This is a genomic window from Nostoc foliaceum FACHB-393 (assembly GCF_014698505.1).
Taxonomy (GTDB): Bacteria; Cyanobacteriota; Cyanobacteriia; order Cyanobacteriales; family Nostocaceae; genus Nostoc; species Nostoc foliaceum_A.
In genome coordinates, this window is record NZ_JACJTD010000018.1 from 96,580 (window position 1) to 123,332 (window position 26,753).

A 26,753-nucleotide genomic window follows, 5' to 3' on the forward strand; every position below is an offset into this window, starting at 1 on the left:
AGATCAAACAACCATAGCCAACCTTCAGTAGCTTGATTTAAATTTTATTTATTTTTGCTTTTGAATCTACCAACCAGCATATTTCTATTGTGGAAACCTGTAAAATCCCGAACGAAAAGTTTCTTAGCATCTCACTAATGAGATTAAAGAAAAAGGTAAAAATCCTTGCAATGTGCTTGTTGTCTTCAACAATTCTGTTCAAACTAATATTAGTCCAATTATCTGCGATCGCATTAGATTTAGACAATCGTAAGAATGTTGAATTAATAGTAGATGATGGTGCGATTACTAGCGTTAAAAAGTATAGCAAGTTTGACAAAATAGATAATTTGCAAAGCAAAGCACTGTTAAAACAAACTTTAAAAGATGCTAACTCTAACTTACAGAAGATAAAACAGTTACATGACTTCACCATAGCTGATGTTATCCCAATTGAAGAATATAAAGTAGAGCCTCCCAAGCCACCTGAGCAAGATGAAGAAGAAACTCAACCAGATACGATTAAACCATCAACTCTAAATGAACAGAAACCCTACACAACAACACAACAAATACTAATAGAAAAACTACGCCAAGCTAAAAAGCAACAACAAGTAAATCAGAAGAAAATAATTATTGATGCTTTGACATTTAGTGCCAATAGGTACCCGTGGATTGTTAACCCTACAGATAACCTTAGTTTTAGACCTCAATTATTTAAACCAAATGAAGACGAAAATTATATAGATACGGATTTAAATATCAGATTTTCTGGAGAAAATCAGTTTATTGATAAATTTACCTATGCTAAATTTCCCAAAGCTGAACAGTTTTACTGGGTTCTTGATAACAATAGATTAGTAATTGAGACTAAGGGTACACAAGCAGGTATTATTGCTCAAGGTAGAGCTTCTGAAAATTACACTACCCAAAATATGACATCAACCCAAGGATTTTGGGGTTTACAATCTCTTACGACTTTACCTGTAAATTTTGACGAATTAATCGGTGAAGCTGGAATTAATGATTTTTCTATAGTTTCTATAGCAGGAGAACTAGTTAATCCTGAAGGAATACCTGCTGGTAGAGTGATAATTAATAGCGGAATTAATCCTGAAGATCCTAATGTCACAGTTCTGGGAAACATTACACCAATTCTTGGTAGTGGCTCTACTTTGAGTAATGACGGTGGGGGAGCTTTATTTGAATTATTAGATGGTACTAATACACCTCGAATTATACAAGCCTTTCCTACCACGAATTTAAAGCCTTTACTAAATGGGGGAAGCGTTAAACTCGAACTAGGCGAAATTATTCCTGATTCTGTTCTAGAATCAGCTGGTATTTTATGGGGTAATATTTTGACAGGTGAAGGCTTTGGTTTTACTGCTCCTGTCTCTTCATTACCAGGTATTAAGATTGCCCAGAGAGACGAATTTGATAATTTTGATTTGTTGAATATAGCAGTCAATCCTTTCTTAACGCCACTAGAGAGAGACTTGTCTTATTTAAATTCTTTATCTTGGGTATCTTTCGGCAAAAGAGACCCCGTATTTGAAGTTTTATCTGAGACACAAAAAACTTCTAATTGGCACAGGTTATATGTTAACCACCCTCATAATCGTACTATTATTCAATACGATCCAAAAGAAATTAGCGCTACTTATTCTAATGTTTTTGCTAGTCCTGGATTATCGATTACAGCTAATTTTAGTGAATTTAGCATTGATGGTATACAAACAGCTAACTCTACTTTAGGACTGGCATTAGGTGGAATTTTTGAATTTATAAAAATAGATAATATTGACGAAAGTTTAGCAGAAGCGCGGCAAAGCTTTAAAAACGGAGAAAGTTTTGTTCCCTTAAATACAAAGTCTACACCAGATCAAAGAAGACAAATTAATAATAGAATTAATCGTACTTTAGCGTATTCTAATGCAGCCAGCAGTCTAGAACAGGTATCTGGAAGTTTTACACTTGAGAGTAAAATTACTCCCAATGACTCTAGTATATTGCAAATAAGAACAGGAAATCACAAACGCGCAGTTCAATTTTTACAAAGGGATATTGAACTTTTAGATCCAGGTGATACATTCTTTTCAACACTCAGACTTTCTAATGAGAGATTTGGTCCTCTGACTTTCATAGGAAATCAAATCCCTTTGACTAATACTGATATTAATCCTATTAACGAATCTACCGGTGCTGAAATTATTTTGACTAACTCTCAAGGGAGACAATTTGTCCAACGATTTAGTTCCGAAGATAACACTATAGTACCAATTCCTGTCCGGACATTTGATTTAGCGTTCGATTATTTTGAACTCACCAGAGTTGATCTCATAGGTGTGAGCTTTAAAAGCTTTAATGGTTATCTATCTTTACCCTCAGTCGAATTACTAGCTGCGGGTTCTGCTGGTGATTTAAACTATAGCGCTAGCTTGGGAACTTGGTTTAATATAAATGCCAACTCAGCGCCTGGAGTTTCTAATAATAATTTAGGGTTAGCAGAACCATCTGTGGGCATATATGCTAATGTTCTGGTTAATTATATTAAAACTGATGTCCAGTTAGGCTCAAATAAAAAACCTGTAGCTATCAATACTCACGTACCATCCTTAAAAATTGACTGGAATAGTGCATCAAATAGCAATAATCCTTTTTCTACTGTCTTAAGCTATTACTTTAATCATCAAGAAAGAAATTTAAGTTTTTCTTTAGCGCCTGCCATAGCTTTTATTCAAGATAATAGTAATGGTGAGTTTCTAGGACTGTTTAGTGGTGAACTTAGTACTAGCACGGGTTTTAATATTAACACCAACCTAGAGCTAGGTAAAAATCTTTTTTATGAGTTACAGGGTTTACAAAGGCTCGGCACAAATTTATCTGTTGGTGCTTATATTAAAAATTATTCTACAAGAAATCTGGGTTTAAATAGCCGAGTGTCTGGCTTAAACTATGGAGCTATTTTTAGATATAACTTTACCGATAATAATGTTTTTCTAGAATCTAAAATTGGTACGGGCGAAAATGGATTTGATCTGCAAATTCAAGGTGGTTATCGATTTTAAAGGCACAGGGCAAGAGGCAATTAATACTTTTCCTATTGCCCCAAAAATCCTCATGTTCGTAGATGCAGCCACGAGATTAATATAGTTTTTTCAACTATTCTAAAGCCCCTAAGCCGTTAGTGCTGTTGATTGCCTGAATGAGAGATGCTGCATCGGGAATTGATGCTGGATTATTGACTGTTTGTAAAGTTGGATTCAAAAGCGAATTATTATTATTTGTGATTATTTCACTTGCTGTTCCTACTGTGAGAGATAAAGAAGTTATTCTTTCATTAGTTGCTCCAATATTTGTAAAAGTAGGCGTTATTGTTAAAGTCGTGTTTGTGCCAGGATTTAAAAAATTATTACTAACAGGTAAGGACAGTTCACCACTAACACTTTGATAAGCGCCGGAAGGTGAAACTATAGAAACAGCACCACGCGCCACAGCTTGTTGTGCATGTACTGGCGCTGTAATTAAATTGCCTACACTGATAAAACCCAGCAAGCAAAGGCTTCTTTTGATAGTTAGAGGTAATTTACGAAACAGGCTATACATAATTAATCTACTCCTCATGCTCTTTTAGATTTGCATGAGCAATATAGCCGTAACTTCCTAGAAAATTTGATTGCTAGACTACTAAAATTTGGTATAAGGATTAACACTTAGTAAATAAAGTCAAAGAGCAAAGGGAAAAAGGCAATAGTAATTATTGCGTTATTGTCTTGTGCCGATTGCCTTTTAGCTTCTGCCGATTGCCTGTTGTCTCTTGCCTATTGCCTAATTTAAAAGATTTAGTGAAGTATCTATTTAAACAATATCAAAAATATCAAAAGCCCGATTTCTTCAAGAAATCGGGCTTATATGGTAATATAGTGGATAAGTTTGGAATACCGCCCCTCAACTACATTCAAGGGGCTGTATTTTTTTATTCAATCTGTTATGTCTCACTCGCTCTCTACCTTATCCCGCATCAAAACTATGGATATAGGTAAAGGAAAGTCTGTCAAAGAGTCGATTTGCGTATTACCAAATATTTTGCTGCAAATGCCTAGCGTGTTAATGTCACAGTTGTTTTGTCTCAACTGATGGCAACACTTTCTCAAACAACACCCAAAAAGACATTGAAAATCAACGCAAGGTGTGAAAGCATCTAGACTAAAAGCCGATCGCTTTTTACACTATCGTGATTCTCTATCAGGTAACAATAAGTCTATTCTAAACCGCCATTAGCTGCTCTGACAAGGGTTGCTATATCTACAACATCTGTAAAAGCACCGGCATCAATAGCTGCTGCAATAGCTGCTTCGATTGTGGCACTAGGCGGTGAAGTTAGGGTTATAACTGCACCTGGATCTATTGTGAAAGTATCCACAGCTTCATCATTTCCACCTATAACACCAGTATATGTAGGTGTAACAACTAATGTTGGCCCGGTAAAATAGGCACCAGAAGGTGCAGTTAACTCAGCACTGACGCTGAGAGAAGAACCTGATGGTCTAACGATTGTAACCGCACCACGAGCAGCAGCATCTCCTGCATTTGCAGGTGCCGCAAAGAAATTACCAATGCCAACCAAACCTAATACACAAACACTGCCTTTGATAATTGTAGATAGTTTCATGATTCACAAGCTCCTTGTGTTTTCGTCTTTGCGTTTTCAATATAACCTTGACTATTAATAACTATTTCAGTAATAACACTGAATTTATTCAAAATATTGGTGGTGATAAATTAAAAAAACTAATAGACGAAATTATTAGTGCGGATCTTAATGACAGCAGCACAATCACAAAAAATAGACATATAGCATGGCTTGTAATTACTGTAGTGAAGTTGTGGCAATGCTTACTAAATTTCGCATTTTGGAAAACCAAGTGTAGAAAGCCCTGGAGGTAAAGCTTTAGACTGCTTACAACACAATAATCCTCTGTAAAGACTACTTAATAATTCGTCATAAATTGTCAGAAATGCCTATGTCATATCTTTGCGAAATCTTAAGTGCATCTTTATGCTTAATATGCTGTGGGTAACGATTTGAATTCCCAGGCTTTTAGCAATTCTCATGTGGATACAATATTTTGTAGGGGCGTACAACTATGCGCTCGTACTATATTCCACACGGTTGAAAACGGCTATAAAATCTAGTTATAGGTCAATAGGCTGGGTGTTAGTGATATTTTTCCCTGCAAGATCCCCCCATCCTCCCTTAAAAAGGCTTGGCTCTAATTCCCTAAAGAGGGTCTAGAGAGGATCTAAGCCTTAGCCCAAACGTATTGAGTTATGGGTTGGGTAGAGTGATTCTCTGAAAGAGATGCGACGCGATCGCAAAACCAAAAAATTTCTTAGTAATTTTCGGTTTTATGGCTACACAAGTTTTTTTTAATCTTTAACTGAAGTTATTTAAATAGAAATAGATTTTTGATTTAAAGATTATGTCTGTCCCTTACCAGTAGCGAGGTAGAGAATCAGCACAATCAAAAATTGCCTTAGCGTTATGCTCAAGCACCATTTAACTTACTATGTTTATTGTCCCCCAGTTCAATGGGCCACATCTGCCTGTCCTTAGGTCATTATGGCAAAATCTAAGAAAAGCTCTACCCCCATCAATCTCAGCGATCCACAATATTATCTTAACCGAGAGTTAAGCTGGCTAGAATTTAATGGCAGGGTATTACATGAAGCCTGTGACGATCGCACGCCCCTTCTGGAACGCCTCAAGTTTTTGGGAATATTCAACTCTAATTTGGATGAGTTTTTCATGGTGCGTGTTGCTGGTTTAAAGCAACAAGTAGAAGCGAAAGTTAGCTTGTTAACTCCCGATGGTCGGACACCACAACAACAGTTAGACGATATTCGGTCTACCCTTATTCCCCAGGTAAAGAAACAGCACCAACATTTTGAGGAAGTACTTCGTCCCCTACTAGCAAATCACGGCATCCATATTCTGGATTACATAGATTTGAATCAAAAACAGCGGACTCATCTCAACAACTATTTTGAGGAACAAGTCTTTCCAGTTTTGACTCCTTTGGCTGTTGATCCTAGTCATCCCTTTCCTTTTATATCTAATCTCAGTCTAAATCTGGCTGTTGTGGTCAAAAACCCAGACACCGAAGAAGAATTCTTTGCCAGAGTTAAAGTCCCTAGTGTTCTACCACGATTTTTACCGATACCACCGGAGTTGGGAGATCACAACAACGAAAAACCTGCTCACTGGACTGGAGTACCTTTAGAACAAGCGATCGCTCATAACTTAGAATCTCTATTTCCAGGGATGAATATTCAAGAATATCATCCGTTCCGCATTACCCGTGATGCCGATTTGGTCTTAGAAGAAGATGAAGCAGATGATTTGTTGTTAGCGATCGAACAGGAATTGCGAAAACGGCGGCTGGGTGGAAGTCCAGTCCGGCTAGAAATTCAATCGCAGACTCCTGAAATAGTGCGATCGCGATTATTGCAAGATTTGGAATTGACAGAAAGTGATCTCTACGAAGTAGACGGTCTTTTGGGTCTGCGGGATTTGATGTATTTTATGTCCTTGCCATTGCCGGAACTCAAAGATCCACCACGCCAATCTGTTGTACCATTACGCCTGCAAAGGCTGAGGGAACCAAGTCTAGACCCAGATGCACTAGAGACGGACGAAGGAAAAGACTTTTTTGCTGTAATTCGCGAAAAAGATTTGCTAGTACACCATCCCTATCAATCCTTTTCCGCTACAGTGGTGCGCTTTATTACCCATGCGGCCTACGACCCGAATGTGTTAGCCATCAAGATGACCCTTTACCGGACTTCTGGCGACTCGCCTATAGTCAACGCCTTAATTGCCGCCGCCGAAAATGGCAAGCAAGTATCTGTACTGGTGGAATTAAAAGCGCGATTTGATGAAGAGAATAATATTTACTGGGCAAGACGACTAGAAAGAGTTGGAGTTCATGTTGTCTATGGTTTAGTGGGGCTGAAAACCCACAGTAAAACCGTTATGGTGGTACGGCGGGAAAAAGACCGGATACGTCGCTATGTGCATATTGGCACAGGTAACTATAACCCCAAAACGGCACGACTGTATACAGATTTGGGATTGTTTAGTTGCCGTGAGGAATTGGGTGCTGACATCACAGATTTATTTAATTTCTTGACAGGATACTCCCTGCAAAAATCTTATCGAGAGTTGCTGGTTGCGCCTGTGAATATGCGCGATCGCTTTTTGGCACTAATTCAGCGCGAAATCGAAAATGTTCAAAATGGATTTTCTGGACGCATTGTTGCCAAAATGAATTCCCTAGTCGATCCACAAATTATCACCACTTTATATGAAGCTTCCCGCGCCGGAGTGCAAATCGATTTAATTATTAGGGGCGTTTGCTGTTTGCGTCCAGGACTCAAAGACATTAGTGAAAACATTCGCATAATCAGCATTGTCGGTCGCTTTTTAGAACACTCTCGGATTTATTATTTTCATAACAATACACAAGAGGAAATCTATATCGGCAGTGCCGACTGGATGCGCCGCAATTTAGATCGCCGAGTGGAAGTAATTACCCCAGTGAAAGACCCTGATATTGCTAAAGATTTGCAAGAAATTATGGGAATCATGCTTGCAGATAATCGGCAAGCTTGGGAATTACAAGCTGATGGCACTTATATTCAACGGCGTCCTTATGATGATTCTCCAGAAGCTAATTCACAAAAAATTCTCATGAATATGGCATTACGCTCAAGTGGTGTAGCCTCAAACCTGATTGATTAAAAAATCAGTTACTTCTACCTTGACAACTAGCTCAACTTAGTATTTTTTAGAAAACTTTAATTTTTTGAGAAGTTATCTAAGTTGTTTGTCATGGATTCACACAAGTTATTCAACCATAGGATAGAGTTAGTGCTGGCACTTGTTCCCATAAACTAGAGTGGTTATTCTAAATAAATTTGTCTTTCCCCTCAATGTTAATGTTATCCTGTGAGCTTTCCACCTTGCGTGTTCTAGTAGTTGATGACCACGAACTGACTCGTTTAACCTTACAATTAGTTTTTTCTTGCCAGGAAAATATTCAAGTAGTAGGTTTAGCCAGTAATGGTGAAGAAGCTATAGAAATGGTTAAACGTTGCCATCCTGACGTAATTGTTTTAGATTTACAGATGCCAGTCATGGATGGCTGGAGTGCGTCTAGTCACATTAAAGCTATATCTCCGAACACCCAAATCCTTGCTTACTCCTCAGTGGAAGACGTAAATTTTCAGGGCGCAAAGGCAATGTCTAGCTTTGATGACGTTTGCAAGAAAGATGTACCTACAAGCGAACTTATTGCTTTAGTTAGGCAGTTAGGTCAGCGTGCAGGAGATGGTTCAGTTGCAGGATAAATATACAGCTATGTTGCTTCGCCAACTTAGGCTTAGTTCAATTTTGGGGATTTGAGGACATGATAGTAATGAGGAGCGTCGGTATAACCTAAAGTTGACGGTTATACCGACGCGGTTTTTGATACTTTCTACTCTACCGGAATGGTGCGTTTAAATTCATCAATTAATTCATCCAATTCTTCCAAAGCCTGATTTACGTCAATCCTCAAAGTTCCCAGGTTTGGTTGTTCCAGTAGGCTTAACAGGTACTCGCGTTTACTTTGAACTGCGACAATTCTTTCTTTTATAGTCTGTAAATCCATTATTTTTTTCCTATCTATTAACTACCTTTAAGTTTTAAGTTAACTTAAAATCAAACATTCTGGGGCACTATACGCCCTTAGTAGTCCAATATACTAATTTTATGGGTTAGAAACTCACCGTATAACCGTGTCTACCGAAGTTCTGAATTCTAAGGAAGGCAGAATTTGTTGACTTGTTAGGGTATCAGTCTTAACTTGGCAATTTTGAGTTGCTTGAATACTACAGCCTAGGGACAATCTTCTTCCCTAATTTGTTACTCATAGCCGATGATAATAAAACTAAGGTATTAAAACTTTATACTAATTTAAGCTCATGCTACGCCAAATCTCTTTGGGAACACTCGGTTTAACCATCGGCGGTATATTAACCATCATTGGCTTCGTCGCCTATGCTGGTAATAATGCCACACTCAATCTTGTCGGATTTTTTTACGGGATTCCTCTATTGTTGGGAGGGTTAGCGCTGAAAGCTAATGAACTCAAGCCAGTACCCCAAACTACGTCACCGTCAGCATTGATACTGCGGGAACAGCAAGCAACTGATACTCAAAATAAAATTCGCAAAGATATCACCCGATATTGTTACGGTCAAGATGCTCATCTAGATACAACCCTTTCTTTTCTGGGTTTGAGTCCCACAGACCAGGAACGGCCAACAGTCACAGGGTTGCGAGAAGAAGAAGTTAATGGGAGCTATGCCCTAATTTTAGAATTTGATTCTCCGCTAATACCAATTGATGTGTGGCAAAAAAAGCAGGAAAAAATGACCAACTATTTTGGCCCTGGATTGGAGATTAAAATAACGCAGCCATCTGAAAATACAATTGAGCTAGCGCTGATAAATACTCAAAAAGAGTCATTAGTCAGTAGTCAATAGTCAAGAACAATTGGGCGAATAGAATGAGACTGTTGGTCAATTCAGGATGGGTTAAACCCCCACGCCTAAAAGCTTCGTTTTGGATTGCTTTCCCGCCCTGCAATAAATTCCTTCCTCGTAGCTAAAGTGCGTTTCAACACACTGAAATTAAAAAATTAAGATGGATTGGAGTTGATGGGTTAGACCACCTATCAATTCGCCAACAGTCTCATATAATTCCCTACTCCAGAAACAAAGTCCACCTACGTGGACTTAATAAAATAACTCGCATAGGCGGGTTTGATCTGTGTAGCCAACTAATACAGTCTTTTCCTAATGCAAAGAAGCATCTGGGGGTTTTCCCAATAAGCAACTAATTGCTCAAAAAGTTACTTTTCTAAACGAACTGCATACCACTGTAGATATTGCCCAAGACCAATATCTAATTCGCAGGTGGTGTCGAGTAAATATTGTGCTTGAGCTTCCACGCTATTAAACTTTTGCAAGTCAGGCGGTAAATCTTGAATTATGAGTTGTTGGAGAGTGCTTTTGAGCTTTTCTAATAACTCTGATGGTGTCAGAAATTGTTCTTGTTGATTTGTTTCTAGAACTACAAAGTGATCTTGCTGATACATTAATGGGTCTGGCATTTTAAAGATTTAGTGAATGTAAATAGGTTTTGTTTTTTGATAAGAAATTTTGGTTGTTTGTGTAGCCAAAAACATGGCGTTTTTATGTGCAGATTTTGAAGTAATTATAGAATTTAGTTGTTCAAAATATGAATTTTATTTTAATATGTCTTTATTTATTATATCTACATTAATATAACCATAGCTAAAAAAATTCTATCTTTCAAAACAAACAATCTATTTTTTAATTTAGCTAGATATACTGAATCTAATTAAATCAGAATTTTTACTTAATTTATTAACCCATAATTACTAAAAAATAAAGTCTTAAACCAAGTATAATTTCAATCTTATGTAATTATACTAAATCTTTGCAACACTTATCGAATAGACTAAATAAATTAAAGCCAAGTGATATTAGTATTTAGTATTAGCTATCTTCTGAGTGAACTTTGGGAATTATTTTGCCCTGTCTCACAAAGTTTATAAACTAACTAAAAAATTAAATAAGTAAGGTGTGTATTTGCAATTCTCCAAAAAATTGTAATTTAACTTTAACAATGGGGAAATATAAAAGTAACATTTCCTCCCATAACCATAGCCGAAGAAAAAGGTAACAATTGCCTTCGTGTTCCAATTATAGATTGTCTATGCAACTTAGTTATCTACCGCTTGCTTGGCTCACTAACATTGAGCAGTCTATTGTCAAAAAACAGTTGATTGTGAAGCCAGACACACCTTTGCCGCAAATTCTGGCATTGATAAAAAGAGCGATCGCCCCTATGCGATTGAGTTGCACAGCCTTTTCCCGGATAGTCCCGCAACTGGAAGGCAACTCATGTCAGGCATAAGCCCATTTTCTCTTTCTAAGCAACCACCACTGATTCTAGTGGCTGATGATGACAAGACTATCCGAGTGTTGTTGCGTAAAGCTATGGAACAAGAAGGTTATCGAGTGGTCGAGGTCAATGATGGTAAGCAATGTTTAGATGCTTACGAGACTATCAAACCGGATATAGTTTTGCTAGATGCTGTCATGCCTGTGATGGATGGCTTTACCTGCTGTAAGCACTTGCTCCAGATTGCCAGGAATAATTTAATATCGGCCCTTGCAACCTTTGATACTGGCTCGACTCTTAACAATACTATTATCTCCAAGATATGGGAGCGCACTCCCATATTGATGATCACATGTTTAGACGATGAGGACTCTGTAAACCGTGCTTTTGATGCAGGGGCGACTGATTATGTCACTAAGCCAATTCACTGGCCTGTATTGCGCCAGCGCCTGCGCCGACTGCTACAGCAAGCGCAAGTATACAAACAATTAGAGGCAGCAAACCAAGCTTTGCAGCACCTGGCCAATGTAGATGGTTTAACTGAGTTGGCTAATCGTCGTCGCTTTGACGATTATCTCAATACTCAGTGGATTAATCTCGCACAAGAGGAATCTCCACTATCAATGATTTTGTGTGATATCGACTTTTTTAAGTTTTATAACGATAGATATGGCCATCCTGCTGGGGATGTCTGTTTACAAAAGGTGGGTGCTGTCTTAAACCTTAAAGCCCAAAAACATCAGGATTTGGTAGCGCGTTATGGTGGCGAAGAATTTGCTGTGATTATGCCATACACCCCTGCATCTGGAGCAGTTCACGTTGCCGCAGCGATACAAGCGGGAATTAAAGATTTGCAAATTGTTCACGACGGGTCTGCGGTGAGTCAGTATGTCACCCTCAGTATGGGCGTGGCAACTGTTGTCCCCACTTGGGAATCTTCACCTTCGGATTTGATTGTCCAGGCAGATAAGGCACTCTACCAAGCAAAGGCTGGGGGGCGCGATCGCTTTGTTTCAAGTTCTTAGTTGTCATTAGTCATTAGTCATTTGAATGACCAATCTTTAAGAAGGATAAACTGGTAGTGTGAAGTGGAACCATGCTCCGTTATTGGGGGCAGAGTCCACCCAAATTTGGCCATAATGTGCCAGGATGATGCGTTGGCATAAACAAAGACCAATTCCGTAACCTTCCGTACCTTCATCCCGTTGCAGACGGAAGTGGTTTTCAAAGATGCGATCGCGATTCTCTACAGGAATACCAGGCCCAGTATCGCCAATACTAAACTGAACTTTTTGGGTAGTGCGGTGTAATCCGGCAACGCTAATTTTGCCACCTTCTGGCGTATATTTGATGGCATTATCCAACAGATTTACTAGCACTTGGCGGATGCGTTCTGGGTCAGCGTATACGTATGGCAAGTCATTAGGAATATCTGTTTCTACCTCTTGCGATTTGGCGGTGTAGCGATCGCACAATTCTTCCAGAACTTCTAAGCACAGTTTGCCTAACTGTACTTTTTGTGGTAAAATCGGGAATTCTGTATCTTTACCACGACCTACCTGTAAAAGGTCGGCAATCATCCGGTCAATGACCTTAGTTTGATTGCGGGCTTGTTTTAATAGATGTGCCGTCATCGATGGCTTGAGGCGCTGGAATTGCCCTGTCTCTAAATTGTAGTTAGATTGGAGAGTTTCAATTGCGATCGCGGCAGCAGTTAAGGGATTACGAAGATCGTGCGCCAGCATAGCAATTACCCGATCTTTAAACTGTAGCTGCTCTTGGAGATTATCTTTTTCCTGTTTCAAGCGAAAAATTTCGTCTGAGAGTCGGATTAGTTCAGCAGAAACGGCAACTGAACGGATAGTAGATTTGGGTAATGTCACCCTAGAATTGTCGTCTATACATTCTTGCAAGTCTTCCTGTAATTTTAAGTAAGCGTCTATAGCGACTTGCCAACGAGGCCACCAGTTTTTCAATTGCGCTATGATATTACTCCCAGCCAGAACCTGTCGTGGTTCGGGATGGATTTTGATTAAAGCTGGCGTTGCTACCAGCTTAAAGTGTTCTGCTAAGTAAGGTTGTTGTCCAACATCGATAGTTTGAAGTTCAAAACTATACTCAGCCTGCAATTCTTTTAAGTAAGCACGTATTCGCTGTACCTGCTGTCGGGACTTTGGGCGTCCATCGACAAACAGTAACAGCTGGAGTGGAGCCTCAGAATAAATAGGCTGATCCTGGGAAACTTGCATGTAATCGTGTTTCAGCACTGGTAACAACCTGGCGACGCTTTACAGAAAGTAAAATGGACTGACGGTTGTCAATGGTCGTTGTTTTTCTTCAATTTAATATCTATTTTAGATTTTCATACTCTTATCAGATCTGAATTTTTGACATCAGACATATGTTTTTCAACCTTTTGCCCCTTTTTCGCTGACTTCATCTCCAAGAAACATCCTTGCTCTTGAATATAAGTCTTAATTTGCCCTGAATCAAAAATTTTCGCCAGAGCTAGCAGGTAAAAGTTTTAATACTATGTCAAATCGGCTAGTGGAGCAGCATGTCAATTAGAGTACTCGCTTTGAACAAGCGATCACCCAAGCAAACGCAGATGCTAATTGTATCTAATCTATCAGGAAGCTGTTAACTGTTCAGACCAAGTTTGTAGAGGGTTTTCTCAACCGCCAGTGCATCCGATGAAGTGTCTTTTTTGCCTCTACCCAATCATTTGTAGGATTGGGTAAAAAGTCATAGCTGACTATGTACTGCCTCTATAACTTGTAAAGCGCACCCTGTGCCCAGCCTTCCTAAAGAACCGTTGCCCTATCCCAGAAGAACAGGGGATGGATTGCCCCAAAGAAAGCTTTGGATAACATAGAGGCGATGCCTACGGCGGTAAACTACGCATTTCTAGAGGAAGCACTTACTGCTCTCGAAGCTGCCAAGAAACTCTTGACTACAGCACAAGTAGCATTTCCCCAGAAAATCTATTTATAGATATTAGGGAAACTGCCGCGACACTTGGCTGCTTTGCCTATGACCCCGGACTCCAAGGACCACAAACTTACGCTAAGTTCCTGAAATTGCTTAACACTGGCATTTTCTGGCTATTGCCTTACTCAGCTTACCATCGTCAGATGAATAATTTCCAGAATCGATTGTAAGTGAGCGTTAGCGAACTTGATCTATTCCCCTCCTTGAGTGAGGCTAAGGGGGGCTTTAATCCTAGTCTATCACTTCCATTGCTTTGCGATCGCCTGAGTGCTAGTGCATCTGGAAGAAGATTAAAGCTTTTGGTAGCTACACTGTTTTTTGGTGAGTTATCAATCAGTTATCCGCTCTGGTAACTGAATAATTACAGAACTATCTGAAAAACTGATTCACAATCTGGTAGTCTGCCACATTAATTTTGAGCAGTTCGTAGTGGGTGGCTCTAGCCCTCATCTAATCACTAAAGTACTTACTATGAACTCTCTTAACCTTTCATAATCCCTGTGGTGGAGTATTACTTCAAGCATCCAAATCATACAACTCTTATATAGCAAGTATTACAGCTTTATTTCTATTTTTTTTCCGAAAATGTTAGTTTGCCAGAATTTTAGGGAACTATATAAATAAGCGTAAAACAAATAAGCGTAGAACGAAGACAACACGGTAGCAAAAGCTACCGTTTACTAATTTTTTGAGATATCATCTTCACCAAGGCGAAGATAAGCAGGGGAAGAGGGAGAGATCAAGGGGACAACGGGGACAAGGGAGAATTATTAAACAAGTTTCTCCCTTGTTTCTTCCCAATGTCCAATGTCCAAATCACATTTAATGAACAGTCTGCGCTAGGGTAGGAATTGAAACTCAATTTGTGATTTCCTGTGCTTCCCTGTAAACGTCCAGCTGTATTTCTAATTTGGGCTGTTCTACTCACTTCGTTAACAGCCTGTGCTAACAGTCCAGTCGCCAAAAACCTTGAGCAATCTTTGGCGGCAGATCCTAAGCTGCAAAGCAATCCAGTTGTCTTTGGAGAATCTCAGGGTAACCAACCGCAAGCACAGCAAAACGAATCAACACTTCAGTTACCATCTGATTTTCCCAAAGATATCCCACTATATTCCAATGCCAAACTACAGGAAGTTACACCTGCTAGTGGCTCAGAAAACAGAGTCTCAACTCGTTGGTTAAGTTCTGACCCCAGCAACTTTATTGCTAGCTTTTATAGTAGCCAGTTTCAAACAAATAACTGGCAGATTTTACAACAGCCAACAGATGATGCGGGAGGTGCTTTTGAGGCACGTCGTAATGATTTGCTGTTGAAGGTTTCCATTCAGCCTAAATCAGTTACTAACGCTACACTTAATCAACCCCAAACAGCCACTGAATTATTAATTGAGTACGTACCGAATAGTACTGCAACGGCACAACCTACCCCAACTACAAGTTCTAACGAAACTACTAACGCCGTTCCTCAACCAGGAGATACACAGTTTATTGGCCCAATACCACCTGCAAACTTGGCAGCGCAGCCACCAAGTACAGCTAATAACCAAACAACTCCTACAGCAACACCTGAATCTCAGGAATTCAACGATCTGAATAAGGTACCGCAAGAATGGCGGCAACACATCCAAGACTTGGCTGCATTAGGTGTTTTATCTCTAGAACCAAAGACAACTAAGGGCAACTCTACTGCCATAACTAACCAGTTTGAACCCAATAAAATCGTTACACATCGGGAATACGCCCGTTGGCTAATTGCTGCTAACAATGCCATGTATGCCAGCAATCCAGCTAAACAAATTCGTTTGGCTTCAGAAAGTACTCAACCAGCTTTTAGTGATGTGTCCGCAAAAGACCCTGATTTTCCAGCAATTCAGGGATTAGCTGAGGCTGGATTAATTCCTAGTCCTTTGTCTGGAGATTCTACAGTAGTTTTGTTTCGTCCTGATGCACCCCTAACGCGGGAACAGTTGCTGCTGTGGAAATTACCCCTAGATACTCGCCAAGCTTTACCCTCTGCTAACTTAGATGCGGTCAAACAAACCTGGGGTTTCCAAGATGCAGCGCGAATTGACCCCAAAGCTTTAAGAGCAGTGTTGGCTGATTACCAGAATAGCGAACAATCGAATATTCGGCGGGTGTTTGGTTATACGACTCTGTTTCAACCCAAAAAACCAGTAACTCGTGCTGAGGCTGCTACGGCTTTGTGGTATTTCGGCACTCAGGGCGAGGGTGTATCGGCTGCTGAGGCTTTGAAATTAAAGCAAAGTTAAAAGGCGGTTGGTCTATCATTAGCATAAAAGCGAGCAATTACAACCTTTTGGGAGGTAAATTTTGCCGTTTCTTTGTACAACAACTATTTTTTATTAAGAAAAGGTAAATCTAAGTATTTTCAGCGTTTTTACCTGTGTTTGTTGAATTTTTGAGGCATAGTTAAGTGAAACAACGTAAGTTACTCAATAGACCTACTTAATTTTGAAGTAACTCAAAAGACAAGTTGTCGAACTATAGCCCTTTCATTGCTTTTAAACAAGCTAAAAAAAATCACGGGTAAAACAAATATGAAAAAACAAGCTGTAGCAGCAGGATTTGTTCTCCTATCTTTCATGTTGCCGCTCAAAGCGAATGCTGCGAGTTTTAGCAAATTTTATGTATTTGGCGACAGTCTTTCTGATACTGGCAATGTTTTCGCTGCTACTGGTGGTTTAGTTGCTCCGACAACAGCCATTCCCCAAGATCCACCCTACTTTCAAGGGCGTTTTTCCAATGAGCGGGTGTGGGTAGACTACCTCGGAGAGCAACTAGGATTAAAACCCTCTCCATACATTACTTTAAATCCTACTATTCCCAATCAAGGTATTAACTTTGCTGTGGGCGGCGCTAATTCTGGTCAGGGTAATGCTATTGTTCCTAGTGCAACGTTACCGGGAGTACTAGAGCAAGTCGGCTTGTTGACAAAACCGATTTTCCAAGCCAATCAGAAGCTTGATCCAAATGCACTTTATGCTGTATCGGGAGGTGCAAATGATTATCTGTTTGGTCAAGCTATCAATCCGGCTCAAACAGTCCAGAATTTATCAGATGCAGTAGCGTTACTTGCCTCATCTGGCGCAAAAAATATTTTAGTCTTTAATTTACCTGATTTGGGCAAGATTCCATTTGCATTCGCAACAGGTCAATCTAGTAACTTGACTGGTTTGACAAATGACCATAACACAAGATTAGCAGAGGAACTAGGCAAATTTAGCAATAACCCTGACCTGAATCTGATTTCTGTGGATGTGTTTTCCCTATTTAATCAAGTACAAGCAAATCCAGGGGAATTTGGGTTGAAAGATGTGGCTACCCCTTGCGTAGTAGGGAATTTACAGACAATCACAAGTGTATGTTCTCAACCCAACGATTATTTGTTCTTTGACTCTGTGCATCCAACAACAGGCGTTCATCAGTTAGTAGCAGATACTGCACTGGCTGCAATTGAAGCTAAGTCTGTCCCTGAACCTGCGATCAACTTGGGGATTTTAGCCCTTGGTGCTTTTAGTGCGCTAGGAGTGCTGAAGCGTCAACAAAAAAGATCAGCATTTATGACAGCAGGTCAGGTTGTTGATGCACAATTGTTTCATACAACAGTTGAAAACTAAACTAACTGTATTGATGTGGGATTACGATCGCTTATTTGAAATTATTGAAGAATTAGTCATGCACCATTCTCCTAGTGGTGTAGAAGCTGAGATTAATCAGTTGTTGATGCAACGATTTGCGGCGCTGGGTGTAGAAGTTTGGTGCGATCGCGCCGATAATATTATTGCCAAGATTCCAGGCAAAAGTCCAGACCGAGCGATCGCTATCACGGCACACAAAGACGAAATTGGCGCAATTGTCAAGAATCTCGGTGATGAAGGTCGCGTGGAAGTCCGCAAACTCGGCGGTTCTTTCCCGTGGGTTTACGGCGAAGGCGTTGTCGATTTACTCGGAGATAACGAAACCATTAACGGTATTCTCAGCTTTGGTTCCCGCCACGTTTCCCACGAATCGCCCCAAAAAGTGCAGCAGGAAGATACTACTGTTAAGTGGGAAAATGCCTGGATTGAAACGAAGCTCACATCTGCTGAATTAGAAGCAGCTGGCATTCGACCTGGAACTAGAATGGTAATTGGCAAGCATCGCAAGCGGCCAATTCGGTTAAAGGATCATATTGCCGGTTACACCTTGGATAACAAAGCTTCTGTTGCCATTTTGCTAGCTTTAGCTCAAAGCTTGAAACAGCCAGTTTTTGATGTTTATTTAGTGGCATCAGCTAAAGAAGAAGTAGGAGCAATTGGGGCGCTATTTTTCACTCAAAACCAGCCTTTGGATGCCTTGATTGCTTTAGAAATTTGTCCATTATCTGAGGAATATCCTGTGAAAGATGGGGAAAGTCCTGTACTTTTATCTCAAGATGCTTATGGGATATATGATGAGGGGCTAAATGGGCAACTGCGCCATAGTGCCAAACAACTCGATATGCCAGTGCAGTTAACAACTTTGAGCGGATTTGGTAGCGATGCTTCGATTGCAATGAAATTTGGGCATGTTGGACGTGCTGCGTGTTTGGCATTTCCCACCCAAAATACACATGGCTATGAAATTGCTCATTTAGGAGCGATCGCTCATTGTATCGATTTGTTAAAAGCTTTTTGTGAAACTGAATTTGAGTAAAGTTTCAAAACTCATTTAATCGACAAAATATAATCTAATCAATTGGAGTGCGATAGTTTTTACACCAATTTTGCTAAATGCTTGATTTATGTCAAACTTTAGTATTGGGTAGTACTTTCATCAAAGCCGATGATGGGATTTGAACCCACGGCCTGCTGATTACGAATCAGCTGCTCTACCACTGAGCCACATCGGCGTTCACAATCTAAGAGTATAACATGATTTAATCATGATAAATCAAAATCACAAAAATCGCCTTAACCCTGAACAATACGCCAGCCTCAAAGCAGAAATAGCTGCTCCTTATCGTGGCTTACGACAATTTATTTACATCGCTTTCGGTGCTTCTGGCTCCATTGGTGCATTCATCTTTTTTTTCCAAGTGCTTGCCGGACGAGATGTTGAGAGTGCTTTGCCTAGTTTGGCTCTCCAAGTAGCGATCGTTGCCCTAATGGTCTTCCTCTGGCGCTGGGAACACCATCGGCAACAACGCCCCCAATCGCGTAAAAATCCTAATTCTTAAAGCGAGAAATTTAGCTGTTAATTTTTTTATTGCTTTCCTTTTATATATCTTTATATTCTTCAAATTTAGTAATACTTTTATGAAGTTTAAAATATCAACAGAGAAAAAAATAAAAAAATTATTAGGAAATCCCAAAAAGCAAAAATTTCTGAGAAACTAGAAATCGTTGAAACGGGGTCAGCCAATATAAAGACCCTGACCATAAAACCAATCACATTCAAATGGGGTCAGCTATATTTAAAGACCCCAAATTTTATGTTTACAAAACCCTAAAATTCAGAAAACTCACAATATTGAAAGCGTCAGACTGATAATTTGTTAGTCTGGCGCTTCCAATTTGCGAAGTAGTACAGGCGGCAATAAACCACCCTTTTGAAATGTCTGAAACCTTTGCAAAAACGTAATTACGAATTACGCGCAACGGTACTAGGCATTTACTGAACTGTTACCAAATAGGATGAAGGAATTGGTTGAGCACGTCCAGCATTGACGAGTGCCTGATAAACAAAGGCAGCAACTTCGGCTCTAGTCGCTTCTCGATTAGGATTGAGTTGCTTCGCTGTGGGATAGTTAATTACTAGTTGCCGTGCAGTTGCAGCCGCAACAGGAGCGATCGCATAATTAGGAATCTGGGCAGCATCGGTGTAAAAAGAAAGGACATTCTGATTATTCGCAGTTAAGCCCAAACCATTAGCTAAGGCTACTAACGCCTGCACTCTCGGAATTTGCTGCTGTGGCTTAAAAGTGCCATCGGGATAACCAGAAACAAATTCACTTTGGTAAGCAGATTGAATTGCAGCGTAAGCCCAGAAATTGCTTGCTACATCCTTAAATTTAATTGCTGCGCGTTTGGTTGGTGGTGTTAGGGCTTTAGTAACAATAGTGGCGAATTGAGCGCGGGTTACAGGATCATTGGGTTTAAAGCTGCCATCAGGAAAGCCAGCAATAATATTTTGGGAGGCTAAAGCTTCGATGTAGGTTTTTGCCCAGTAATTTGCTGGCACATCTTTAAAGGCGACAGGCCCTCCAGGCGGCACGTCGACAGCTGCGGCAACAAAATCTACTGAGCCGAAAATCTTTTTCTGATCAATATCGTTGCCAACAGCAATAATTTGACCAGTTTTAGTAGCGTTGTTCACATCATAACGAGTGTTATTGCGAATAAGGTTGCCACCAGGATTTTCGTTGGTGCCAAGGTCGGGTAAAGCGTTGACAGTCGCTACTACTCCATCCCGCTTATTGTTCTGAATGACATTCTTACGCAATACTGGCTTTGCAGACTCTGAGATAAAAAGACCGTCTTGGTTTTGGACGATTTGGTTTTCCACAATTAGGGGTGTGGAAGTGCCACCGATCGCCAGACCAAAACCAGTATCCTGAAATAAGTTATTCCGAATTTCTCCTTGGGCAGCTCTAGCAATTGAAATCCCATTGCCTTTGTTTTGCACAAAGAGATTACCTTCGACTTTGGGATTGCCTGTACCCGTAACAAAAACACCCTCTCTGACACTGTTAGTAAAAGTATTGTTTTTGATAATGGGATTAGTTGACTCCACCCAAAGACCTGTACCCCGGCTATTAGGGTTGGTGACGGTGACACCTGCGATCGTGGTATCTTGGTCGGCAAGGATGGTAATGTCCTGTCTTGCAAAGGTGCGGCTCGTGTAGAAACCTCCACCTGTAATCAATATCGCCTGACCTTTTGTAGCTTCATCACCCCGCAGTGTCACCCCTGGTTTCAGCAACAGCGGGAAGGTTTCGCCACTTTCCTGGTTATAGTTCCCAGGTGCTAATTGAATAATTGCACCTGGTTGGGCCTGACTGAGAGCGAAACTGATACTTTTGTAGGGTGCAGTTGAGGTTGTACCAGCACCAGCACTATCTGTACCAGTTGCTGGATTAACGTAAATCGCTGCGGCTGTTGCAGGAGCTTGCGCTGTGAGAGTTGGGCTGATACTTTCTGGGTGAGTAGCACCAGCATTAACCTCACCAGATAGTAGTATTGACCCACTAGAAACAACAAGCATTGCCGTTAGTCCGGCTCCCACGCGTAAAGTATATCTGAGATGACTGCTAGAAAGAAGGTGAAAAATCTCCGATGGAGAAACGTGAAAACCCCGGTATTTCATTTTTTGAGTCTGTGATGTGCTGAATTACGGTTTGTCGGACAAGGTTGAAGGTAGCAAGCAGCCTTGTAGCTGCTGTAAAACCCATGCAAAACTATACTGGATGATTAGGGCTGATTCAGCTAAATTCCTTAGATAGATCACAGAACTTATACATTAGTTATATTATTTTATTCAGAAAATTCTACTAGTAAACTGTAGGCGAAATTTACCCACCTTTAACAAACAAGGAACTTAAGCCCCTTGTTACGCCTCAAGTCTTGTTAATTGAAGATGGTAGCTGTATTTTAGCCAAGCTGTACTAGGGGCTTTCGGGATGAAGCGGATGTGTCAACAAGTCTCTCGCTGCCTTGTATAAGCGCTCATCCTACCTACTAAATGATTTATTTTTTTGTATTGCCCAAAGCTAGATGCTGTAAATAATGTTGCTGAAATACCATCACAGTAAAAGCAAACTTGTTGGAAATCGGAAGAAATGCGTTTTAAATTTTTGGGGCTGCGTCGCGCTTTAGTTTTAATAGGTAGTACCTGTCTTCTACTTTTGTCCACTCCTGCCTTTGCTGCGGAACGAGTGGTGCTAAATTATGGTATCTTTCGTGAATCACTTTCAGTGGAGGAGCTATCTACCTTTGCCCAAACAGGTGAACTTTCACGTTCGCTACGAGTTAATTTCGCTTTGGCGCGACAAGACCCCAAAGCCATTCGTCAGTATTTAACGGAGCCGGTAAAGGTAAACCTTGTATTTTTAGATAAAGTGCTGAATAGCCGGATTGGTAATATTATTTTGGATCAAATTAGTCAGGTTATTTATACACCCTCTCGGAGAGCAGACCGACAGGCTTTGCGAGCAGCGTTGGTGCTTTCTGCGAGTCAAGATGGGCAGGTGTCGCTAATCGAAATTATTGAAAATTATCCCACCAATGAAGTGGAAGTTGATGGCAAACGCTTGGAAGGTGCATACCGTCAACTCCGTCGCTTGCAAACAAGCTTACAAGATTTACTAAATTTTTAGTAAGCTAAAGTTTCTAAAGTTTCCCTTAAATAACGTTGTACCTGTTGTTCCAAGCGAATTCCCTGTAATTGAGCATCACGTTCTAGTTGCCAGCGTTGAAAACCGGAACTAGTGGAGATCGCACATTTGAGGCTATACCAAATTTCAGTATCAGCAGAAAATTGGCGATCGCTAGAAGCTGGAATTTGAGCCATAGTTCCTCATTCCTTTATTTTAACTTCAACAGTCAATAGTCAAGGGTCAAGAGTTATAAATTATCACCCTGCTCCCCTGCTGCTTATTTCTAGCCTTTTAAAGTAAATAATATTACTTTGAGGGCTGCTACGAATCTGTATTAATCCTAAACAAAGATTGCAACAACCGGGGCACGATTTGATTCACCCGCACCCCTAAAATTGTGAAATCCTGCTTAATCTTTTCTAAAGATAATGGCTCTATGCCAGCGAATTCTGTGTCATTAGTCACTAAAACTCGCATTACACTCACAGGTATTTGTAAAAATAAATTGCTGCCTAAAAAGGCTAATCCCGCCAGCAGTAGTGCGAGGCTGCGCCATTGTGGGAGAAATTTAGCTGAATCTGCTACTAATGGAGCAATTTGGTAAAGATTCCACAGCACCCAAATCGATAATACTGCTGCCACTAATGCCAGGATACGATTTAACTTTGTATTAATTAAACAGAGAATTTTTCGCTGCCGCTCAGTCAGATTTTCTGGCTTTAGGGCTATTCCTAAAAGAGCAAATATATAAAAAGGGCGACGCAACTGCATCCATAGCAGGGGGAGAACACCAATAGCGGCAACTAAGAATAACTCCATCCAGACTGGCAAAAACGGCTCGCCTACAGACAGGAACAATAAGCAGAGTATTAAAAAAACAGGCAACGTCGCCAATCCAGCGACGTGAATCCACAAAATCGGTTCAGAGCGAAATGAATGCATATTATAAAAAGTTATGAGTTATGAGTTAGGAGTTAGGAATTAGCAGCTTTTACTCCTAACTCCTAATTTACCACTCCTAACTTCTAACCATTTTACCCTCAGCACTATCTCGTTAAGGTGAGAGTGCGGCGCTTGGTAACCATTTGATAGGATTCGATGATGTCACCTTCGACCCAATCATTGAATTTATCCATGCCGACACCGCATTCATAACCGGCGTTGACCTCACGCGCATCTTCTTTCATCCGTTTTAGGGAGTCAAGGACGCCTTCAAAGATCACCTTACCGCCGCGTCGCACCCTGACTTTGCAGTTGCGAACTAGCTTGCCAGATTGAACGTAGCAACCGGCAACAGCACCGCGACCGACTGGGAAGACGGCACGCACTTCGGTTTGACCCAAGGGTTCTTCGACCAACTCTGGTTCCAAAAGACCTTCCAAGGCATCTTGGATATCTTCTAGTAGTTTGTAGATCACGTTGTATTCCCGGACATCCACACCCGCTTCATCAGCGGCTTGTCTAGCGCCACTAGCAAAGGTGGTGTTGAAGCCAATAATCACAGCGTTACTGGCAGCTGCTAAGTCAATATCTGTTTCGGTGATTTCCCCAGCAGTAGCCAACAGCATCCTGATTTGGACTTCGTTTTGGGGGATTTGCTTGAGCGCTCCCACAATTGCTTCTACGGAACCTTGTACGTCTCCTTTCAAGATCAAGTTGAGTTCTTTCAACTCGCCTTCTTGTGCTTGAGCGGACAGGGTTGTAAGGGTAACACGTCCCTGTAACAAACGGGATAGGCGTTGTCTGTCTGCGCGATCGCTAGCGAGTGCTCTGGCTTCTTTTTCGTTCTGGAAGACCTCGAACTCGTCGCCTGCTGCTGGCACATCACTTAAACCCAACACCTCGACGGCAAAGGAAGGAGAAGCAATGTCTACTCTCTTGCCTCTGTCATCCACCATTGCCCGGACTTTACCGAAAGCCGAGCCGGCTACCAAGATATCTCCCACATGCAGGGTACCATTCTGAATTAGCAGGGTAGCAACTGCTCCCTTGGCTTTATCCAGATGTGCTTCAATTACAGTTCCTTTGGCAGTACGATCTGGGTTGGCAGATAGTTCTCCAACCTCTGCTACTAGCAGAATCATCTCTAAGAGCGTATCCAGGTTTTCACCCCTGATCGCGCTCACGGGAACCATGATTGTCTCACCACCCCAGTCTTCTGAGGTCAGACCATACTGGGTGAGTTCTTGTTTAACGCGTTCTGGCTGTGCCCCTTCTTTGTCAATTTTGTTGATTGCAACAACAATTGGCACTCCCGCTGCTTGGGCGTGGCTAATGGCTTCAATGGTTTGGGGACGCACACCATCATCAGCAGCTACTACCAACACAGCAATATCTGTCACCCGTGCTCCTCGGGCCCGCATTGCTGTAAAGGCTTCGTGACCAGGAGTATCCAGGAAGACTATCTGCTGTGGTTTGCCCTCATGTTCCACATCCACATGGTATGCACCAATATGTTGAGTGATCCCACCAGCTTCGCCAGCAGCCACTTTTGTTTTGCGGATTGAGTCGAGCAGGGTTGTTTTACCGTGATCTACGTGACCCATAATTGTCACGACAGGTGGACGGCGGTGGAGATATTCTAGGTCTTCTGCGCCGACCATTTCTGTAATTTTCCGAGCTTCTGCTTCTCGCTCGGCAGTTTCGACTTCTATTTCTAGTTCTTTCCCTACCAGGGTAATTGTGGGAATATCCAGATTTTGGGTGATACTTACCGCCATGCCTTTGAGGAACAGGATTTTCACAATCTCTGTATCGGGAACGGCTAAAACGTCAGACAACTCTTGCACAGTCAACGGGCCTGTGATCGTGACCTTTTCGGGACGGTCACGTTTTGTATCGGCTTCTTGTTGACGACGGTTATTGTGATGGTCACGGCCAGAACCAGACTTAGAACCAGGTTTTCTACTTCCTCTAGCAGTTGGGGCGCTAGCAAGGGTTGCGCCTGGCATCTGCACAGGTCGAGTAGCTTTCGGTTTGGGAGGACGGGCAATGGAAAGGCTGACTTGGACGGTGGCTGGTGAGTCTAGATCGTCATCATCTAGCAAATCTTCTTCAAACTCATCATCCAGTATCGGCTTGATCCGCTTGCCTTTGACGCCAGCTTTAGCTTTCTCTTTAACTTCGTCAATTATTTCCTCTTCTACCCACTTCTTACCGCCTTTGGTGGGGCGAGGTGGACTTGGGCGTTTCAAATCGAGGAGATCAGGTGCGACTGGCTCATCACCCAATCCTTGAGATTTGCCTGCTATTCCTGACATCTGTCTAGGTGGAGTAGCGATCGGCATTGCGGCTGCTACTGCTTCACCAGGGCGGGCTGGTCTCGGTCGTTGCCCCTCTCCTAGTTGCGATGGTGCAGATGGTCTACTGCCCCTCTGCTCTGGTCTGGTGGGTGCAGGGGTAGGACGGCTTGTTCTTTGTGGTGCACCAGGTGGAGACTGGTCAGTTGGCAGTTTAGCAACTCTTGGCTTAATTTGTTCGCGATCGCCTTCGGCAGGCCGTAGCCGTTGGTCGCGTTTGAGGATCGGTTTATCTGCCTGAGAGACTGGCTCATCTGCCACCTGGGCTTCTTCCGCCGCAGGTCTTGCCGGAGGAGCAACTAGTTGCGGTTTTTGAGGTTTTTCCGGTTTCGCTCTGGCTGGAACTATTTTTTCCGGTTTTTGTGATGCTATTTTTTCCGATGCCTGATTTGGACTTGGCGTTTGTTCCAAGTCTGTAACAGGAGGTTGCTCTTGGGTCTCAGATTGATTCCGGGGTACGGGTCGAGTTGGTGCCGTCGGCTTCATAGGTGAGACTGGTGTAGCGAAGGGCCGTGGAGGTGAGGGAGGATTAGCTTCAGACAAGGCAGCTTGGGTATTGGTAGCAACTGACGCCTCTGGGGCGTTGGAGGTAGTATTTCTCAATATTTTGGGTTTGCGTATTTCCAAAATTTGCTGTTTGTGGGGTGCAGCAGGTCGCGCAGGTCCGCCGTTTGGTGGTGAATTTGGTTTATGGCTGTTTGTACCTAGTTCCTTTTTGGCGGAGACATTCGTAGCTGCGAGTTTTTCCGCAGCCGTGCGGATGTTTTCTGCCTCGGATTCTGAAATCGTGCTGCTATGGCTTTTGACCGCGATGTTGAGCTGGTCGCAAATTGCTAGTAGCTCTTTGTTATCCAAATTCAATTCCTTTGATAATTCATAAATTCTAACTTTGCCGTTGTTCATCCACTCTTCCCCTTTAATTTACAGTTTTAGCGGATGGTTGCCTGGTTTGCGACATCTCCATCCTTGGATTACTGTTTTTAGACTGCCGTTCAGATTTTGCCGGTGCCTCCAATCAGGAAAGAGAGATGTTTCGGTTTAATAATGGCATCCCCACCAGGAATGATGGTTAAGGGACACCCATAAA

The 26,753-nt window shown here is 41.5% G+C and carries 21 protein-coding genes and 1 tRNA gene; 12 read left to right on the top strand and 10 right to left on the bottom strand.

The annotated features are described in order from the left end of the window. Nucleotides 1-137: 137 nt before the first annotated feature. Nucleotides 138-3,050, top strand: a complete 2,913-nt coding sequence (locus tag H6G92_RS16730) for a hypothetical protein (protein WP_190894766.1) — start codon at nt 138-140, stop codon at nt 3,048-3,050. 94 nt (nt 3,051-3,144) lie between these two features. On the opposite strand, the gene H6G92_RS16735 is transcribed toward H6G92_RS16730, so the two are convergent. Together H6G92_RS16735 and H6G92_RS16740 are read right to left on the bottom strand one after the other, a co-directional pair. Then, a complete protein-coding gene (locus tag H6G92_RS16735) occupies nt 3,145-3,588 on the bottom strand; it encodes a hypothetical protein (RefSeq protein WP_190894767.1) in 444 nt (147 codons plus the stop codon). 655 nt (nt 3,589-4,243) lie between these two features. Beyond that, entirely contained in the window at nt 4,244-4,654 is a 411-nt protein-coding gene (locus H6G92_RS16740) for a hypothetical protein (protein ID WP_190894768.1), read from the bottom strand. Between the two features lie 951 nt (nt 4,655-5,605). Here H6G92_RS16740 and ppk1 point away from each other — a divergent pair. Then, complete coding sequence (gene ppk1, locus H6G92_RS16745; protein WP_190894769.1) at nt 5,606-7,786, top strand: polyphosphate kinase 1; 2,181 nt, start codon at nt 5,606-5,608, stop codon at nt 7,784-7,786. Between the two features lie 191 nt (nt 7,787-7,977). Further along, nucleotides 7,978-8,394, top strand: a complete 417-nt coding sequence (locus H6G92_RS16750; RefSeq protein ID WP_190894770.1) for a response regulator — start codon at nt 7,978-7,980, stop codon at nt 8,392-8,394. Nucleotides 8,395-8,522: 128 nt separating this feature from the next. Here H6G92_RS16750 and H6G92_RS16755 read toward each other — a convergent pair whose 3' ends face one another. After that, entirely contained in the window at nt 8,523-8,696 is a 174-nt protein-coding gene (locus H6G92_RS16755; protein ID WP_190894771.1) for a hypothetical protein, read from the bottom strand. 313 nt (nt 8,697-9,009) lie between these two features. Here H6G92_RS16755 and H6G92_RS16760 point away from each other — a divergent pair, with 313 nt between their 5' ends. Further along, complete coding sequence (locus H6G92_RS16760) at nt 9,010-9,573, top strand: DUF2854 domain-containing protein (RefSeq protein WP_190894772.1); 564 nt, start codon at nt 9,010-9,012, stop codon at nt 9,571-9,573. 368 nt (nt 9,574-9,941) lie between these two features. Here the strand turns inward: H6G92_RS16760 and H6G92_RS16765 are convergent, their stop codons facing one another. After that, nucleotides 9,942-10,202, bottom strand: a complete 261-nt coding sequence (locus H6G92_RS16765) for a chlororespiratory reduction protein 7 (RefSeq protein ID WP_190894773.1) — start codon at nt 10,200-10,202, stop codon at nt 9,942-9,944. Between the two features lie 629 nt (nt 10,203-10,831). On the opposite strand from H6G92_RS16765, the gene H6G92_RS16770 reads away from it, so the two are divergent. Both H6G92_RS16770 and H6G92_RS16775 read left to right on the top strand, forming a co-directional pair. Then, nucleotides 10,832-11,032, top strand: a complete 201-nt coding sequence (locus H6G92_RS16770) for a hypothetical protein (RefSeq protein ID WP_190894774.1) — start codon at nt 10,832-10,834, stop codon at nt 11,030-11,032. Beyond that, a complete protein-coding gene (locus H6G92_RS16775) occupies nt 11,020-12,045 on the top strand; it encodes a response regulator (RefSeq protein WP_190894775.1) in 1,026 nt (341 codons plus the stop codon). Before H6G92_RS16770 ends, H6G92_RS16775 begins: the two co-directional genes overlap by 13 nt. Before the next feature lie 36 nt (nt 12,046-12,081). Here the strand turns inward: H6G92_RS16775 and H6G92_RS16780 are convergent, their stop codons facing one another. Further along, the gene (locus H6G92_RS16780) at nt 12,082-13,287 is read right to left on the bottom strand and encodes a histidine kinase (RefSeq protein ID WP_190894776.1); all 1,206 of its coding nucleotides are present in this window, start codon (nt 13,285-13,287) and stop codon (nt 12,082-12,084) included. Between the two features lie 595 nt (nt 13,288-13,882). Between H6G92_RS16780 and H6G92_RS40330 the strand changes: the two genes are divergently transcribed. The 4 genes from H6G92_RS40330 (at nt 13,883) to H6G92_RS16795 (ending at nt 18,706) form a co-directional block, all read left to right on the top strand. Next, nucleotides 13,883-14,014 (top strand): hypothetical protein, encoded by a 132-nt coding sequence (locus H6G92_RS40330; protein ID WP_269141782.1) that lies wholly within the window; start codon nt 13,883-13,885, stop codon nt 14,012-14,014. Nucleotides 14,015-14,886: 872 nt separating this feature from the next. After that, nucleotides 14,887-16,281: an S-layer homology domain-containing protein gene (locus H6G92_RS16785; protein ID WP_190894777.1), complete on the top strand. Its 1,395-nt coding sequence runs from the start codon at nt 14,887-14,889 to the stop codon at nt 16,279-16,281. A 288-nt stretch (nt 16,282-16,569) separates the two neighbouring features. Further along, entirely contained in the window at nt 16,570-17,649 is a 1,080-nt protein-coding gene (locus tag H6G92_RS16790) for an SGNH/GDSL hydrolase family protein (protein ID WP_190894778.1), read from the top strand. A 13-nt stretch (nt 17,650-17,662) separates the two neighbouring features. Beyond that, entirely contained in the window at nt 17,663-18,706 is a 1,044-nt protein-coding gene (locus H6G92_RS16795; RefSeq protein ID WP_190894810.1) for a M42 family metallopeptidase, read from the top strand. 124 nt (nt 18,707-18,830) lie between these two features. On the opposite strand, the gene H6G92_RS16800 is transcribed toward H6G92_RS16795, so the two are convergent. Beyond that, nucleotides 18,831-18,902: transfer RNA gene (locus H6G92_RS16800), tRNA-Thr, on the bottom strand. A 33-nt stretch (nt 18,903-18,935) separates the two neighbouring features. On the opposite strand from H6G92_RS16800, the gene H6G92_RS16805 reads away from it, so the two are divergent. Beyond that, complete coding sequence (locus H6G92_RS16805; RefSeq protein WP_190894779.1) at nt 18,936-19,229, top strand: DUF3493 domain-containing protein; 294 nt, start codon at nt 18,936-18,938, stop codon at nt 19,227-19,229. A gap of 434 nt (nt 19,230-19,663) precedes the next feature. On the opposite strand, the gene H6G92_RS16810 is transcribed toward H6G92_RS16805, so the two are convergent. Continuing rightward, on the bottom strand, nt 19,664-21,358 hold the full coding sequence (locus H6G92_RS16810; protein ID WP_190894780.1) for a DUF1565 domain-containing protein: 1,695 nt from the start codon (nt 21,356-21,358) through the stop codon (nt 19,664-19,666). Nucleotides 21,359-21,830: 472 nt separating this feature from the next. Here H6G92_RS16810 and H6G92_RS16815 point away from each other — a divergent pair, with 472 nt between their 5' ends. Then, nucleotides 21,831-22,367 carry an alpha/beta hydrolase gene (locus H6G92_RS16815; protein ID WP_190894781.1) on the top strand — a complete coding sequence of 179 codons (537 nt, stop codon included), beginning with the start codon at nt 21,831-21,833 and terminating at the stop codon, nt 22,365-22,367. Here H6G92_RS16815 and H6G92_RS16820 read toward each other — a convergent pair. The 3 genes from H6G92_RS16820 to infB form a co-directional block, all read right to left on the bottom strand. Continuing rightward, entirely contained in the window at nt 22,364-22,561 is a 198-nt protein-coding gene (locus H6G92_RS16820; protein ID WP_069073454.1) for a hypothetical protein, read from the bottom strand. The two genes, H6G92_RS16815 and H6G92_RS16820, sit on opposite strands and share 4 nt — an antisense overlap. A gap of 127 nt (nt 22,562-22,688) precedes the next feature. After that, nucleotides 22,689-23,309: a low-complexity tail membrane protein gene (locus H6G92_RS16825; protein ID WP_190894782.1), complete on the bottom strand. Its 621-nt coding sequence runs from the start codon at nt 23,307-23,309 to the stop codon at nt 22,689-22,691. Nucleotides 23,310-23,413: 104 nt separating this feature from the next. Then, a complete protein-coding gene (gene infB / locus H6G92_RS16830; protein ID WP_190894783.1) occupies nt 23,414-26,569 on the bottom strand; it encodes a translation initiation factor IF-2 in 3,156 nt (1,051 codons plus the stop codon). Nucleotides 26,570-26,753 lie beyond the last annotated feature (184 nt).